Annotated in this window: 15 protein-coding genes; 10 read left to right on the top strand and 5 right to left on the bottom strand. The window is 62.1% G+C overall.

Features of this window, described 5'->3' with window-relative positions:
* Nucleotides 1-50 precede the first annotated feature (50 nt).
* Both D7241_RS09550 and D7241_RS09545 read right to left on the bottom strand, forming a co-directional pair.
* Nucleotides 51-1361, bottom strand: a complete 1311-nt coding sequence (locus tag D7241_RS09550) for an NAD(P)/FAD-dependent oxidoreductase (protein ID WP_408101323.1) — start codon at nucleotides 1359-1361, stop codon at nucleotides 51-53.
* Between the two features lie 80 nt (nucleotides 1362-1441).
* Nucleotides 1442-1930, bottom strand: coding sequence for an Lrp/AsnC ligand binding domain-containing protein (locus D7241_RS09545; RefSeq protein WP_255979934.1), 489 nt, complete (start codon nucleotides 1928-1930; stop codon nucleotides 1442-1444).
* A gap of 147 nt (nucleotides 1931-2077) precedes the next feature.
* Between D7241_RS09545 and dadA the strand changes: the two genes are divergently transcribed.
* From dadA to D7241_RS09520, 5 genes are all read left to right on the top strand, one after another.
* On the top strand, nucleotides 2078-3376 hold the full coding sequence (gene dadA, locus D7241_RS09540; RefSeq protein WP_408101322.1) for a D-amino acid dehydrogenase: 1299 nt from the start codon (nucleotides 2078-2080) through the stop codon (nucleotides 3374-3376).
* Nucleotides 3351-3707 carry a RidA family protein gene (locus tag D7241_RS09535; protein WP_408101321.1) on the top strand — a complete coding sequence of 119 codons (357 nt, stop codon included), beginning with the start codon at nucleotides 3351-3353 and terminating at the stop codon, nucleotides 3705-3707. Before dadA ends, D7241_RS09535 begins: the two co-directional genes overlap by 26 nt.
* A 100-nt stretch (nucleotides 3708-3807) precedes the next feature.
* Nucleotides 3808-4356 (top strand): cupin domain-containing protein, encoded by a 549-nt coding sequence (locus D7241_RS09530; protein ID WP_255979940.1) that lies wholly within the window; start codon nucleotides 3808-3810, stop codon nucleotides 4354-4356.
* Between the two features lie 163 nt (nucleotides 4357-4519).
* On the top strand, nucleotides 4520-4942 hold the full coding sequence (locus D7241_RS09525) for a c-type cytochrome (RefSeq protein WP_255979942.1): 423 nt from the start codon (nucleotides 4520-4522) through the stop codon (nucleotides 4940-4942).
* A gap of 142 nt (nucleotides 4943-5084) precedes the next feature.
* On the top strand, nucleotides 5085-5603 hold the full coding sequence (locus D7241_RS09520) for a cupin domain-containing protein (RefSeq protein WP_408101320.1): 519 nt from the start codon (nucleotides 5085-5087) through the stop codon (nucleotides 5601-5603).
* Nucleotides 5604-5612: 9 nt separating this feature from the next.
* Here the strand turns inward: D7241_RS09520 and xpt are convergent, their stop codons facing one another.
* The 3 genes from xpt to D7241_RS09505 form a co-directional block, all read right to left on the bottom strand.
* The gene (xpt, locus tag D7241_RS09515) at nucleotides 5613-6185 is read right to left on the bottom strand and encodes a xanthine phosphoribosyltransferase (RefSeq protein ID WP_408101319.1); all 573 of its coding nucleotides are present in this window, start codon (nucleotides 6183-6185) and stop codon (nucleotides 5613-5615) included.
* 451 nt (nucleotides 6186-6636) lie between these two features.
* Nucleotides 6637-8253 carry an alpha-amylase family protein gene (locus D7241_RS09510; RefSeq protein ID WP_255979948.1) on the bottom strand — a complete coding sequence of 539 codons (1617 nt, stop codon included), beginning with the start codon at nucleotides 8251-8253 and terminating at the stop codon, nucleotides 6637-6639.
* Nucleotide 8254: 1 nt separating this feature from the next.
* Nucleotides 8255-9790 carry an alpha-amylase family glycosyl hydrolase gene (locus D7241_RS09505; RefSeq protein WP_408101318.1) on the bottom strand — a complete coding sequence of 512 codons (1536 nt, stop codon included), beginning with the start codon at nucleotides 9788-9790 and terminating at the stop codon, nucleotides 8255-8257.
* Nucleotides 9791-9962: 172 nt separating this feature from the next.
* Between D7241_RS09505 and gap the strand changes: the two genes are divergently transcribed.
* The 5 genes from gap (at nucleotide 9963) to D7241_RS09480 (ending at nucleotide 15697) form a co-directional block, all read left to right on the top strand.
* Complete coding sequence (gene gap / locus D7241_RS09500) at nucleotides 9963-10982, top strand: type I glyceraldehyde-3-phosphate dehydrogenase (RefSeq protein WP_408101317.1); 1020 nt, start codon at nucleotides 9963-9965, stop codon at nucleotides 10980-10982.
* Between the two features lie 13 nt (nucleotides 10983-10995).
* Nucleotides 10996-11586, top strand: a complete 591-nt coding sequence (locus tag D7241_RS09495) for a cyclodeaminase/cyclohydrolase family protein (RefSeq protein ID WP_408101316.1) — start codon at nucleotides 10996-10998, stop codon at nucleotides 11584-11586.
* Between the two features lie 385 nt (nucleotides 11587-11971).
* Nucleotides 11972-13138, top strand: a complete 1167-nt coding sequence (locus D7241_RS09490) for an iron-containing alcohol dehydrogenase (protein ID WP_408101315.1) — start codon at nucleotides 11972-11974, stop codon at nucleotides 13136-13138.
* Nucleotides 13139-13142: 4 nt separating this feature from the next.
* Nucleotides 13143-14645 (top strand): CoA-acylating methylmalonate-semialdehyde dehydrogenase, encoded by a 1503-nt coding sequence (locus tag D7241_RS09485; RefSeq protein WP_408101314.1) that lies wholly within the window; start codon nucleotides 13143-13145, stop codon nucleotides 14643-14645.
* A 287-nt stretch (nucleotides 14646-14932) separates the two neighbouring features.
* Nucleotides 14933-15697, top strand: coding sequence for an IclR family transcriptional regulator (locus D7241_RS09480; protein ID WP_408101313.1), 765 nt, complete (start codon nucleotides 14933-14935; stop codon nucleotides 15695-15697).
* Nucleotides 15698-15736 lie beyond the last annotated feature (39 nt).

Genomic DNA, 15736 nt, shown 5'->3' with positions numbered 1-15736 from the left:
GTCGATGGTTATCGTTCCTTGGCAATTGGACGTCAGCGCAACGGCGAAATTCAGAATTGATCCTTGAGCCGGTACCAAAGCATGCCCAACGCCAGCAAAGGCGAGCGCAGGCGCTGACCACCGGGGAAAGTTGGATGCGGTACACGCGCGAACAAATCGAAGCGCCCTTCGAGCTTTCCGCTGATGGCCTCGGCCAGCAGCCGCCCGGCCAGGTGTGTGGCGTTCAGCCCATGCCCGGAATAGGCCTGGGCGTAATAGACGTTGGGCTGGTCCGGCAGCCGGCCGATCTGTGGCAGTCGATTGGCGCCGATGCCGATCATTCCGCCCCACTGGAAATCGATTCGGGTGCCCTGCAGTTGTGGAAACACTTCGAGCATCTTCGGCTGCATATAGGCAGCGATGTCCTTCGGGTCTCGACCGGAATAATGACAAGCGCCGCCGAACAACAGGCGTCCATCGGCGGAAAGGCGGAAGTAATCCAGAGCCACCCGTTGATCGCAAACCGCCATGTTCTGCGGCAGCAGCTCGCGCCCGAGCGTCTCGGGCAGCGGTTCGGTGGCGATGATGTAACTGCCGGCCGGCAGCACCTTGCCCGCGAGCGTTGGATTCAGATTTCCCAGATAGGCATTGCAGGCCAGCACCAACTGTCCGGCACGCACGCTGCCTTGTGCCGTGTGCACCCGCACCTGAGTGCCGTAATCAATGCGTTCTACTGCTGAACGCTCGAATAGGCGTACGCCCAGCGACTGTGCTGCGGCGGCTTCGCCCAGCGCCAGGTTGAGCGGATGCAGGTGGCCCGAGCCCATGTCCACCAGTCCACCGAGATAACGGTCGGAGCCGATCACCTCTCCCATTCCGTCTTTCGGCACGCGACGCAGCGAGTGCGGATAGCCGAGGCGCTTGAGATCGGCATAGTCCGCCTCGAATCCATCGACGTGGCGCTGCTTGGTCGCCAGGTCGCAATAACCCCAGGTGAGATCGCAATCGATGCCGTAGCGCTCGATGCGTTGGCGCACGATGTCTACCGCCTCGAATCCCATGCGCTTGAGGGCGTCGACGCCCTCATCGCCGAGCACCGGCTGAAACTGCTCGACGTCATGGCCGATACCACGGATCAGCTGGCCGCCGTTGCGCCCGCTGGCACCCCAACCGATCCGCTGGGCTTCGAGCAGCACCACCGACAGGCCGCGCTCAGCCAGTTCGATAGCGGTGTTGAGCCCGCTGAAACCGCCGCCAACGATGCACACATCCGCCTCGTGCTCGCCCTGTAACGGGGCGTAGTCGAGGGTGCGATTGATGCTGGCGGCGTAGTAGGAAGGGGCGTGGTTCTGTGTGCTGGCGGCCGGTTGCCGGGTAGTCATAGTCGAGCCTTGGACGGTTTGCCTGCCTCGAAGGGTAGACCGGACAGCGCTCGCGGAGCAAAAGACGAAACGCAGCTGCGTCAGTCCGGTACCGGCATTTCCAGCGACTCCTTCACTTCCTCCATGACGATGTAGCTTTTCGATTCGCGTACATGGGGCAGTTTGAGCAGGATGTCACCCAGCAGTTTTCGGTACGACGCCATCTCCGAAATCCGCGCCTTGATCAAATAATCGAAGTCGCCGGAAACCAGATGGCATTCCAACACATGGGGCAGCTTGAGCACGGCGCGTCGAAACTCTTCGAAAATATCGCCAGACTTGTAGGCCAGGCTGATCTCGACGAACACCAGCAGCCCGCCCTTCAGGTGTTGCGGGTTCAGCCGTGCCGAATAACCCATGATGATGCCCTCACGCTCCAGCCGCCGTACACGCTCGGTGCAGGGCGTGGTGGACAAGCCAATGCGTTCGCCCAGTTCTGTGAACGGCATGCGTCCTTCCGCTTGCAACAGACGGAGGATTTGCCGATCGATCTTGTCCAGCTCGCGCCGGACTTGATGCTTGGTTCGCATAGGCGTATCGCCTCCAAATTAGCCGTTCATGGCGTGAATAAATCGCAAAGATAGCGCTTTATATGGTGAAAGCCACTGCTGATCGCTTTTTATACTCCGCACTAATAGTGTTTCGTAAGTTCGGTGACAACCGGGCGGGAGGCAACGATGCGGGTCTTGGTGATGGGTAGCGGCGTGATCGGCACAACCAGTGCCTATTATCTGGCTCGTGCCGGGTTCGAGGTGGTGGTCGTCGACCGTCAGCCAGCGGTGGCGATGGAGACCAGCTTTGCCAATGCCGGCCAAGTTTCGCCTGGCTATGCCTCGCCCTGGGCTGCGCCCGGCGTGCCGCTGAAGGCCATCAAGTGGCTGATGCAGCGTCATGCTCCTCTGGCGATCAAACTCACCGGCGATATCCAGCAATACCTGTGGATGGCGCAGATGCTGCGCAACTGCACGGCAGCACGCTACGCGGTGAACAAGGAGCGCATGGTGCGGCTGTCCGAATACAGCCGCGACTGCCTAGATGAGTTGCGTGCCGAAACCGGTATCGATTACGAAGGCCGGCAGTGCGGCACCACTCAGCTGTTCCGTACCCAGGCGCAGCTTGATGCGGCAGCCAAGGATATTGCCGTGCTGGAAGCCTCCGGCGTTCCTTACGAGCTGCTTGATCGCGCTGGCATCGCCCGAGCCGAGCCGGCCCTCACTCGCGTATCTGACAAACTCAGCGGCGCGCTACGCCTGCCCAACGACCAGACTGGCGATTGCCAGATGTTCACTACCAAGCTGGCCGAGATGGCGCGCGAGCTGGGGGTTGAGTTCCGCTTCAATCAGGACATTCAGCGGCTGGCGTATTCCGGTGATCGCCTCGATGGCGTGTGGATCGATGGCAAGCTGGAAAAGGCCGATCGCTATGTGCTGGCGCTGGGCAGCTACAGCCCGCAGATGCTCAAACCGCTCGGTATCCGCGCGCCGGTCTATCCGCTCAAAGGTTATTCGCTGACTGTGCCGATCAGCGATCCGTCCATGGCACCGGTATCCACCGTGCTGGACGAAACCTACAAGGTCGCCATTACTCGCTTCGATCAGCGCATACGGGTCGGCGGCATGGCGGAAATTGCCGGGCACGATCTGTCGCTGAACCCACGTCGGCGCGAAACCTTGGAAATGGTGGTCGGCGATCTATTCCCGCTGGGCGGCGATGCGAGCAATGCCGAGTTCTGGACCGGGCTGCGTCCGGCGACGCCCGACGGCACGCCGATCATCGGCGCCACCGCCTATCGCAATCTGTTTTTGAACACCGGGCACGGCACCTTGGGCTGGACCATGGCCTGCGGTTCCGGGCGCTTGCTGGCTGACATGCTGGCAAAAAAACGAACCCAGATCAGCACCGACGGCCTGGATATTTTCCGTTATGGCACGACCAAGGAGTCGCACAAGCATGCCCATACAGCGCCTGCACACTAACGCGCGAATGAGTCAGATCGTCGTTCACCGTGGCACGGTCTATCTGGCCGGTCAGGTGGGTGAAGACATGGCCGCGGGTGTTGAGCAGCAGACTCGCGAAACGCTTGTGAATATCGAACGGTTGCTGACCGAGGCGGGTACAGACAAGCAGCACATTCTCTCGGTCACCATCTATCTGAAGGACATCGATGCCGATTTCGCTGGAATGAACGCGGTGTGGGATGCCTGGCTCCCGGACGGCGTCGCCCCGGCGCGCGCCACTGTGGAGGCCAAGCTCTGCGAACCGGAGATTCTCGTCGAGCTATCGGTCGTGGCGGCTTTGCCTGAATGACCGGGGCGTTTTCGCGTTTCGCCCCGTTGTGTTGAAAATACTGAACGCCATTGCCATCATAGCGGCCTCTTCACTCCGCTCTTGATTGGGGGCTCCCGTATTGGACGTAGGCGTTCGACTGCAAACCATCCGCAAACTCAAGGGCCTGTCCCAGCGCGAACTAGCCAAACGTGCAGGCGTTACCAACAGCACGATTTCAATGATCGAAAAGAACAGCGTCAGCCCCTCCATCAGCTCGCTGAAAAAGGTGCTGAGCGGCATTCCAATGTCGCTGGTGGAGTTCTTCTCGCCTGATTTCGAGCAGGATGGCGACACCCAGGTCGTCTACAAGGCGAGCGAGCTGATCGATATTTCCGACGGCGCAGTAAGCATGAAACTGGTGGGCAAGGCCCATCCAGGGAGGGCCATCGCCTTCCTCGCAGAAACCTATCCGCCCGGCTCCGATACCGGCACGGACATGCTTTCTCATCAGGGCGAAGAGGCGGGGATGCTGGTCGAGGGACGCCTGGAGCTGACGGTGAACGGTCAGATCTATGTGCTCGAAACCGGCGATAGCTATTACTTCGAGAGCAGCAAGCCGCATCGTTTTCGTAATCCGTTCGAGGTGCCTGCCAGGCTGATCAGCGCGACGACACCTGCGAATTTCTGAGTCTGATTGCCGGTTTTAGCACTGGTGGATTGGCGATGCGACACAGCGTCGCTGGTGAGGCCTACGCAACACGGGTGGTTTCGGCATGCATGGCTTGCCGCTATACTAACCGCCGCTCGCGTAACCGTGGCCGCGGGCGTGTCTAGCCACATGAGGGTGTAAGGTGAACCTGATTAAGAAGATCCTGGTAGCACAGACTGCCGTAGTGGCCCTGTGGGCAATGAGCGCTCAGGCTGCGACCAACGACGACATCGCCGAGCGACTCAAGCCAGTGGGCGAAGTATGTATTCAAGGCGAGGAATGCGCGGCTGCTGGCCCTGCGGCGGCTGCCGCTGGCGGCGGTGCTCGCACCGGTGAAGCCGTGGTCGGCCAGTTCTGCAACGCCTGTCATGGCACTGGCCTGCTGAACTCGCCGAAGATCGGTGATGCTGCTGCATGGCAAGCGCGCGCTGATAAGGAAGGCGGTCTCGATGGTCTGCTGGCGAAAGCCATCACCGGCATCAACGCCATGCCGCCGAAAGGCACCTGCGCCGATTGCTCGGATGACGAGCTGCTAGCCGCCATCAAGCATATGTCCGGCCTCTAAATATCAGCCGGTCAGACAAAGCCGCCTTCGGGCGGCTTTGTCGTTTCTTGGGGAGTAAAGCCGCGCGGCATTGGGTCAAAATTCAAATTCCTTTCCGATGGCCGCTCCCTCCATGTGGCCCTTGGCAATGCGAGAGGTACTCATGCCCAGCTCTGCCCCGCAACCCGAGCAACTGCATTTCGCCAGCGATGGCCGTACACCGAACAGCTCGCATCCCGTGCTGGTGTACCGTCAGCTGCCGCTCGCCGATTCTGACTATGCGACAGCTTTCGAAAACCTGTTCAACAGCCATCTGTGGCCGGCGCAATGGCGCGCCGGTGTCTACGACTACCATCACTATCACTCCACTGCCCATGAGGTGCTAGGCGTTTCGCGTGGCTCGGCGCGGCTGATGCTCGGTGGAGAGCAGGGTCGGGAAGTCATGGTGAGTGCCGGAGACGCACTGGTGCTGCCGGCGGGCACCGGTCATTGTCAGCTCAGCGCCAGCGAGGACTTCGAGGTAGTGGGCGGCTATCCGGTGGATCAACAATACGATCTGCTGCGCCCGGACGAGCGCAGCCACGATGAAGCCCGTGCGCGTGCCGCGCGGGTCGGCGTGCCGGTGAGCGATCCGGTCGCCGGTACCCAGGGCGCGCTGGTATCGCTTTGGCGCAGGGAGTGAAGCGGACGTTTACTCGACGAAGACCACCTGGCCGTCGCTGAGCGCCGCCACGCGGGCCAGCGACTCGACGCGGAAACCGGCTTCTTCAAGCTCCTGTCGGCCGACCTGGAACGACTTTTCGATGACGATACCCAGCCCGGCGATGCTCGCGCCGGCCTGCCGGATGATCGAGATCAGGCCCTTGGCGGCTTTGCCGTTGGCCAGGAAGTCATCGATGATCAACACGCGGTCGGCCGCGGACAGGTGGTTGGTGGAGATCGCGATGGTGCTTTCGACCTGCTTGGTGAATGAGTACACCGAGGCGGTCAGCAGGTGGTCGGTAAGCGTCAGCGATTGATGTTTGCGGGCAAAGATCACCGGTACGCCGAGCTCCAGGCCGGCCATGATCGCGGGCGCGATGCCGGAGGCCTCGATGGTGACGATCTTGGTGATGCCTTCATCGCGGAACAGCCGGGCGAACTCCTGGCCGATCTGCTGCATCAATACAGGGTCGATCTGATGGTTCAGAAAGGCATCGACCTTGAGTACGCGGTCGGAAAGTACGATGCCTTCATTGCGGATCTTCTGTTTCAGCTGTTCCACGAACGCGCTACCTCAAGCGTGGGCGGCCCGGTACGTCTGGCGGTTCGCCGTCCCGAAAGCGACTGGGCGCTGCGCCAGTATGGCGAGCGCCCAGCCCGTTTTCGATCTTGCTTCCACTCGCCAGCGCGTTCCGCAGCCTGGAAAGCGGCGCATTCTCGCTCAAATCGGCCCGCTGGTCCAAGGGGACCGTTCAGTCAATCATTTCGATCGACAAGCGGCGAAAGCGCGCCGCCTCACCATGGTGCTGCAGCACGATATGGCCCTCGGCTGCCTGGGCGAAGCGAGGGAAGCTGGCAAATTCGCTGTGGGCGATACGCGTGCGAAACCAGATCGATCTGCACGGCGCCAGCGATGGCCTGGAGTTCACCTTCGACGTCTCGCCAGCTATCGGCGGGAAAGCCATCGACCGGCCAGCCCCGCCATTGCGTGACGACGTCCAATGCGCGTTTCGCTATCCGAACAATTGCTGCTTACGGCGTAGCCAGCGGTAGCCGTAGCCGTTCAGACGTAGGCGCAATGGATGACCTTCGGGCTGTTCGTAGTCGCTGTCGGCGAGCACGTCGACCATGTCCTGCAGATCCTTGTCTGCGACCTCGACGTCGAGCGCTCGGTCCGCCAGGTTCACCAGCATCAGCACGGTCGAATCATTGTCATGGCGAATGGCGAACACTGATGGACAATTCGTCTCGACCGGGCGGTGCCTGCCGCCGCCGATCTCGCGCAGGCCGATACGGGTGCGGATCATATTGCCGGTTTTGGCCAGCAACGAATCCTCGCGAAGAGTCTGGGCGTAGACGTTTCTTTGCCGATAGTCGAACGATCCTTCTTCGATCAGCGGCGCCGCGAGCTGCGGCGTGCCCGCGCAGGAGAATCCGGCGTTGGGCTCGTTAGACCATTGCATCGGGGTGCGCACCGCCAGGCGCTCGGGTCGCGACAGGTCCTCGCCCATGCCGATTTCTTCACCGTAACGGACGATCGGTGTGCCGGGCAGTGCGAACATCAATGCGTGGGCCATGGCGATGCGCCGCTCGTGGCCTTCGAGCATGGGAGCCAGACGTCGGCGTATACCGCGGTTGTAGGCGCGCATGTCGGGTTCGGGCGCGAAGGCCTGCATGACCTCCTCGCGTTCGTCGTCGCTCAGCCGTTCCAGATCCAGTTCGTCGTGATTGCGTAGCCAGATGGCGTACTGGGCACGCTCGGGCGGCCCGGGCTGGCGTTCCAATGCCCGATGAAGGGGTTCCGCCTCGCTGCGAGCGAGCGCCAGGAAGAAATGGTTGTTGGCCCAGAAGTTCAGTAGCAGGGTCAGCCGATCGCCTTCACCAAAATAATCGCGGTACTGCTCCGGCTCCACATCGACCTCGCCCAGCAGCACGGCTTCCGGCCTGCGCAGCGTGACGAAGTCGCGCATGTGTTCGAGCAGCCAATAGCCATCGCTGTCGCCGCTACCGGCCTGTTCGATCAGGTGCGAAGCGGCATCGACACGAAAACCTGAAACACCCAGACGCAGCCAGAACGCCATGATGCGTTCGATTTCCTTAACCACCTTCGGGTTACCGAGGTTCAGATCCGGCTCATGGCTGTAAAACAAATGACGGTAGTACTGCCCGGCTTCTTCGTCCCAGGTCCAGACGCTTTTCTCCACAGTAGGAAAGATCGGTTCGATGCTGTCATCCGGCTCGTCCGCCCAAAGGTAGAAGTCCCGGTAGGGTGATTGCCGGTCGCGCCGCGCTTCCTGAAACCAGCGATGATCGGTGGAGGTGTGTTGTACCACCAGCTCGATAATCACGTGCAGGCCCAGCTCCTCGGCCTTTTCCAGCATATATACGACATCGGCAAGATCGCCGAAGCGTGGATCGACCTGCAGGTGATCGCTGACATCGTAGCCGGCGTCGCGAAACGGCGATTGGTAGAACGGCATCAGCCAGATGGCCGTCGCGCCGAGGCCGCGGACATAGTCCAGACGCTCGGTGACGCCGCGCAGATCTCCGCAGCCATCGCCGTTGACGTCGAGAAACAGTGACGGGTCGATCTGATAGATGACCGCATTTCGGTACCAGAGAGGCCGCATTTCAATGTTCCTCCGGGCTGAGAATCAGTGCTTGACCTGCCGCCAGTTCGCCGGCGTAGGTTTCGTCTTCTCCCTGGGCGTCGCTGGCGATTTCGATTCGCCAGTGGCCATTGATCGGGAAGGCGTGGGGCTCATCGGCGAAGTTCAGGCAAACCACTCGTTGGTCCTCACCGAGTTGTCGGCGGTAGGCCAGCACGTTGGGGTGCGACGGCAGTTCTTCCCAGTCACCATGAAGCAGCGCGGGACTGCGCTTGCGCGCCTCGATCAAACGGCGATAAAGCTCCAGGGTCGAGCCTGGCGCATGTCGCTGCCGTTCGGCAGCCAGCTCATCGCTTTCAGGCGGGAACGGCAGCCAAGGCTCATCACCCTCCCAGCCGTGAGGCGGCGCCGCGAGCCAGGGAATCGGTGCGCGACAGCCGTCGCGTCCGCCGGGATCGACCTGTGTCTCCGGCGTGATCAACGCGTCTTCGAGCCCCAGCTCTTCGCCTTGGAAGATGAATGGCGTGCCGCGCAATGTCAGCAGCAACACTGCAGCGGCTTGTGCGCTGCGCAGCGAGCCATGATAGCGGCTGCGCTGACGATGATTGTCGTGGTTGGACAGCACCCAGGTCGGCCAGGCGTCAGCCGGTTTCAGCAGCGTTTCGACGTCGCGAATGCAGGTGCGAAACATCACCGGTTCCCAGGGTGCATCCAGCGGCTGAAAGTTGAACGACATATGCAACTCATCGCTGGCCCCGTAGTACTGCAGCACCCGTTCGGTGGAGCGGATATTGACCTCGCCGACCAGCACGCGCTCGCCAGGGTAGCTGTCGACCAGCCGGCGCAGGCCGCGTAGTACCTCATGGCTGTAGGGTTGGTCGTTGAACTCCACCAGCGGCTGGCCGGCCAGACAGCGCGGATCGTCGGCGAAGCTCGGCTCCTTGCCCGTGCAATGGATGACGTCGACGCGAAAGCCATCGATGCCGCGATCGAGCCAGAAGCGCAGCACGTCGTGCATCGCCTCGACTACCTGCGGGTTGCGCCAGTTCAGATCGGGCTGCTCGGGCAGAAACAGGTGCAGATAGTACTGCTGGGTGTGCTCATCCCAGCTCCAGGCGCTGCCGGCATTCAATGCTGCGCGCCAGTTGTTGGGTTCATCGCGCCAGATATACCAGTCGCGCTTGGGGTTGTCCCGTGAGCTACGCGACTCGACGAACCAGGGATGCTGATCGGAGGTGTGGTTAGGCACGAAATCCAGCAGCAGACGCATGCCACGGGCGTGCGCTTCGGCGATCAGCCGGTCGATGTCTTCCAGCGATCCGAACAGCGGATCGATATCGCAGTAGTCGCTGATATCGTAGCCAGCGTCGGCCATTGGCGATCTGAAAATAGGCGACAGCCACAGGGCGTCGACGCCCAGATGCTGCAGATGATCCAAGTGGCGCAGTACGCCGTTGAGATCGCCAATGCCGTCACCGTTGCTGTCGGCAAAGGATCGCGGATAAATCTGATAGATGGTGGCGCCTTTCCACCACGGTGGCTGGGTTGACTCGCTCATGCTCGTGCCCCTTTCCGGTGTGCGGCAAGCCCGGCGCAACGGACCTGTCAGGTTACGACTGACGAGCGGCGCTTGGGTTCGCCATTTCATGTTCCCGATCAGATACCGGTGAACGCCGCAGCCGATACTCCGCCTAAGCTAAAGCCTCAAAGTGACCCAGGAGAGCGCGCCCATGTTGCGTATTGCCATCAACGGCTACGGCCGTATCGGCCGAGCCGTATTGCGAGCCCTGTTCGAGCGAAATCTGGAGAATCAGATCCATATCGAGGCGATCAACGACCTCAGCGACCGAACGGCGATGGCCCATTTGACGCGCTTCGACACCACCTTCGGACGCTTTCAGGAGCAGGTCGACCTGCACGACGACATGCTGCAGATCCGCGGTCAGTCGATTCGCCTGCTGCAGGAGCGCGACGCCACACAGCTGCCCTGGAAGCAATTGGGCGTCGACGTGGTGCTGGAATGCACCGGCAAGTTCAAGCAGCGCGCCAAGATCGAACAGCATCTGCAGGCTGGGGCCGCCCGCGTGTTCGCTTCTCATCCGCTCGATGGCGCCGATCTCACCGTGGTTTATGGCATCAACCATGACCTGCTGGATGGCAGCCAGCAGGTGATTTCCAACGCGTCCTGCACCACCAACTGCCTGGCGCCGCTGGCCAAGGTACTGCACGAGGCGGTGGGCATTCGCCAAGGGCTGCTCAACACCGTCCATTCCTATACCAATGACCAGAACCTTCTGGATAAGGCGCACAAGGATCTCTACCGAGCCCGTGCCGCGGCGGAGTCGATGATTCCCTCCACCACCGGTGCGGCCAAGGCCATCGGTCTGGTGCTGCCGGAACTGGCCGGACGACTCGACGGCCTGTCGGTGCGGGTGCCGACGCCCAACGTCTCGCTGGTCGACCTGACGTTCATGGCCGAACGACCTCCGGCCAGTGTCGAGGCGGTCAATCAGGTGTTGCGCGAAGGCGCGCGGAATCTGCCGCTGGGCGTGATGGAGTGCAACGATTTGCCCTTGGTATCGCGCGATTTCGTTGGCTATCCGGTCTCCTGCGTGGCCGACCTCAGCCATACACGGGTGCAGGGCGAATTGGTCAAGGTGCTGGCCTGGTACGACAACGAATGGGCCTTTTCTAATCGTATGCTCGACGTGCTGCTGGCCTGGGGCGACGGCACTGCGCGAGCCGCCTGACAGGATCAGTTGGATGAGCGAAGACCCGAACATCTGGTCGCAACGGTTGGTGGACTTCCGGGCAGCCACGGCTGCCCGGAAACCCACGCCGGGTTGCGGCGCGGCAGCGGCTGTCACTGCAGACATCGGACTTGCGCTGGTGGTTAAAGGACTGCGTATCAGCGAGGCCCACGCGACAGACCCGGCCCGCCTAGAGCTGATGCAAGCGGCTGAGGCGTTGTTGGGACGACCGGGCGCGTTCGCCAACGACGACATGCAGGCGTTCAGCGATTACCTGAGCGCCACCCGCTACGGCCAGCTCGAGTACAAGCAGGCGGCAGCGCGCCAAGCCTGTGCGGTGCCGCTAGCTCTGGCCCATTGCTGCATACAGGCTCTCGATCTGGCGGTCACCGCTTGGCCGTGCGTGGCAGCAAACGTCCAAAGCGACGTTCAGGCCGGGGCCGTGCTCATTCACGCAGGGCTCAGCGCGGCCCTGATCAACGTCGATGCGGATATGGCGAGCCTCGACGAAACATCGACTCGCGAGCAGGCCGGGATTGCCCGCCAGCGACTGCAGAGTGAAGGCGACGGTCTGCTACGGCGGTTGGTTGGTTCTGGCAGGTAGCGGTTCGAGCTGCGGCGTCTGGCCGGATGTTCGCGAGCAAGCTCGCTCCTACGACATTGGAGACCCGATCGAGCCTTGCGGTTACCGCCGCCGACTCGCTTTTGTAGGAGCCAGCTTGCTGGCGAACCGCTCCCGCTCCGGGGTCACGCTCAGCACCAAACATTCGGTATCGCCAATATCATTCTTGTCTGATAACGAGAAAAAACGTCTCGTTTTAGGTTGACGGCTGCGTGGGTTGTTTCTAGTCTCAAAGCCAAGTGAGACGAACCATCTCAAAATAACAATCGAGACCCGAGGTCTCCTCACGCAAGTCGCTCGCCCATTTGCTTCGTCCGGCAGTCTCGCCGGCGTCGAAGATGTCGCGAACGCCCACCCGGAGAACGTCATGAGCCATCGCATCGTCCTGCCGCGCCTGATGGAAATCGGCGCTGGAGCCAGCCAGCAGATCGTCTCCGTACTGCACAACCTGGGCTGCAAACGTCCTCTGATCGTCACCGATCGGATGATGGTCGAGTTGGGCTATGTCGCGCGGATCAGCGAGACCCTGGCCAAGGCTGACATTTCCTGCGACTGCTTCGCCGATACTCTTCCCGAGCCTACCGCAGCGTCCATCCATGCAGGTGTGGAGATGGTGCGCCAAGGCAATTACGATTCCATCATCGCGCTCGGCGGCGGCAGCCCGATCGACTCGGCCAAGGCCATCGGCATCCTCGGCAAGTTCGGCGGCGAGATGCGCGACTACCGCTTCCCGCGTGACGTCAGCGAAGCCGGCCTGCCATTGATTGCGATCCCGACCACCGCCGGCACCGGTTCGGAAGCCACGCGCTTCACCATCATCACCGACGAGACCAGCGACGAGAAAATGCTCTGCGCCGGCCTTGGTTTCATGCCGGTGGCTGCGCTGATCGACTACGAGCTGACCCTGTCGCTGCCGCCGCGCGTGACCGCCGATACCGGCATCGACGCGCTGACCCACGCCATCGAGGCCTATGTCAGCCGCAAGGCCAGCCTCTATAGCGATGCCCAGGCGCTGCAGGCCATGCGCTTGCTGGCGCCGAATCTGCGCGCGGCCTATCACGAGCCCGGCAATCGCAACGCCCGCGAGGCGATGATGCTTGGCGCGACTCTGGCCGGTATCGCCTTTTCCAATGCTTCGGTGGCGCTGGTACATGGCATGAGCCGGCCCATCGGCGCCTTCTTCCATGTGCCGCACGGGCTGTCCAACGCCATGCTGCTGCCGGCGATCACCGCGTTTTCCATTCCGGCCGCGCCCGAGCGTTACGCCGACTGTGCGCGTGCCATGGGCGTGGCGGGCGAAGGCGATAGCGTCGAGGCGGCGAACGACAAGCTGCTGACCGAACTGCGCGCAATCAACAAAGAGCTGCAGGTACCGAGCCCCGAGCAGTTCGGCATCACCCGTGAACGCTTCTTCGAGCTGCGCGAAACCATGGCGAAGCAGGCGTTAGCCTCGGGCTCGCCGGGCAACAACCCGCGCGTACCCAGTGAAGCGGAAATCATCGACCTCTACGAAACCGTCTGGAATCAGGAGTAACCCCATGCAGACCCTCGGCAACCTGATCAACAACGAGGCCGTCGCTGGCCGCTCCGAACGCCACGCGACCGTCTACAACCCGGCCACTGGCGAGCCGCGCCTGTATGTTTCGCTGTCCTCGGCGGATGAAACCCGCGACGCCATCGCTGCCGCCCAGGCGGCTTTCGAAGGCTGGTCGAAAACGCCGCCACTGGTGCGGGCCCGCGTCATGTTCCGCTTCAAGTCGTTGCTCGAAGCGCGCCGCGACGATGTGGCCCGGCTGATTTCCCTGGAGCACGGCAAGGTGTTCTCCGACGCCCAGGGTGAAGTGACCCGTGGCCTGGAGGTGGTGGAATTCGCCTGTGGCATTCCGCATCTGCTCAAGGGCGAGTTCTCGCCCAACGTCGGCCGCGATATCGATTCGAACTCGTTGATGCAGCCACTGGGCGTGTGCGTCGGCATCACGCCGTTCAACTTCCCGGCCATGGTGCCGCTGTGGATGCTGCCGGTGGCTATCGCCTGCGGGAATACCTTCGTCCTCAAACCCTCGGAGAAGGACCCGAGCGCGACCATGCTGCTCGGCGAGCTGCTGGCCGAAGCCGGTTTGCCGGCCGGCGTGCTGAACATCGTCAATGGCGACAAAGAAGCGGTGGACGTGCTGCTGACCGACGAGCGTGTGCAGTCGGTAAGTTTCGTCGGTTCGACGCCCATCGCCGAGTACATCTACACAACCGCCTCGGCCCACGGCAAACGTTGCCAGGCGCTGGGCGGGGCGAAGAACCATATGGTGATCATGCCCGACGCCGATCCGCAGCAGGTGGTCAGTTCGTTGATGGGCGCCGCCTATGGCTCGGCGGGTGAGCGCTGCATGGCGATCTCGGTGGCGGTGTGCGTCGGTGACGAGGTCGCGGACAATCTGGTCGAGATGCTCAAGGGCGAAATCGCGCAGATGCGCACCGGGCCGGGCACTGGCGTCGAACCCGAGCCGCACATGGGGCCGCTGGTAACCCGCGAGCATCAGCAGAAGGTCGCCGGCTACATCGACCTCGGCGTGGAAGAAGGTGCAACGCTGGTCTGTGATGGTCGCGGCATCAAAGTCGAGGGTTACGAGAATGGCTTCTATGTCGGGCCGACGCTATTCGACCGGGTGACACCGGAGATGCGCATCTATCAGGAGGAAATCTTCGGTCCGGTACTGGTAGTGGTGCGGGTCGATTCCTTCGATGAGGCGCTGAAGCTGGCCAACGATCACGAATTCGGCAACGGCACCTCGATCTTCACCCGTGATGGCGACACCGCGCGGCAATTCGAGGAGAACGTCAAGGTCGGTATGGTCGGCGTCAATGTGCCAATCCCGGTGCCCATGGCCTTCCACTGCTTTGGCGGCTGGAAGCGCTCGATCTTCGGCCCGCTGAACATGCATGGCCCCGACGGCGTGCGTTTCTTCACGCGGATGAAGACCGTCACCCGGCGCTGGCCGACCGGCATTCGTGCCGGCGCGGAGTTCGCCATGCCGACGATGAAGTAAGGCCGGGGGTAGCCGGGTGGGCCGGAAGGCGTTTCGCTTTGGCATTCCGGGTGATTATCTAGTGGGCTTCAGCACTGTAGGGTGGGCTTCAGCCCACCGTTGGCAGCGGCAAAGCGTAACTGCTGACGAAGCGCGCTCGTTCTGATTCGCTTGCCGATTCGAATGTTGCGCGCAGCTGGTGGGCTGAAGCCCACCCTACGGTGGCCGGTTCGGCTCTTGCGTTTCAATTAAACTTTGCCGCTCTTTTTGGCGGCTGTTTCTTTACCTACCGCAACGGGCATCGATCCATGCGCACTACCCCTCGCGAAAAAGGTTCCTCCATCACCCGCGTGCTGGAAATCATCGAAGCCGTTGCTGGCGCTGCGGAACCGCTGACCCCCAGCGCACTGGCGGAGAAGCTGGACATCCCCAAGGCCAGCGCCCATCGACTGGTGCAAACGCTGGAGAAGGAGGGATTCCTGCAGTTCGGCCTGCGCGGCGGATTGTTGCCCGGCGACCGCCTGCATACCACAGCGGTGAACATCCTCGGCAGCGGTCGACACAAGGCGCTGCGTCAGGCGATCCTGCGTCAGCTATCGGAAGAAATCGGCGAGACTTGCGGGCTGTCCGTGCCGGATGGGTTGGACATGCTTTATTTCGACCGTGTGCAGACCAATTGGCCCTTGCAGATTAACCTGCCGATCGGCAGCCATACACCGCTCTGGTGCACGGCCAGCGGCAAGCTTTATCTGGCCTCGCTGCCGCCCGATCAGCTGGAGCGAATCCTGCCGCGCTTGCCGATTCGGCAGCTGGCGCGCAACACGCTGATCGACCTCAGCGCCTTGCGCGATGATCTGGCGCGGATTCGTGAAGAGGACCTATCCACCGATTCGGAGGAATTCATCGACGGTATGGTCGCCTGCGCGGTGCCGGTGCGCGACGGACGCGGCGATCTGATCGCTTGCCTGTTCACCCACGCACCGGTGATTCGCTGTGCGATGGAGCCGCTGTTGGCATTCGTCCCCCGGTTGCGCGCGGCGGCGAAGGAGCTGGAGGCGATTGTCGGCGGTTGAAGTGCCGTATGGCGGGGTGCCTCGGAGGGTGTTCCGCTT

Origin of the sequence: Stutzerimonas sp. VN223-3 (genome assembly GCF_045999685.1) — a bacterium.
GTDB classification, from domain to species: Bacteria; Pseudomonadota; Gammaproteobacteria; order Pseudomonadales; family Pseudomonadaceae; genus Stutzerimonas; species Stutzerimonas stutzeri_AR.
The sequence above is the reverse complement of the archived record's forward strand: the minus strand, read 5'-3'. Positions and strand labels throughout refer to the sequence as shown.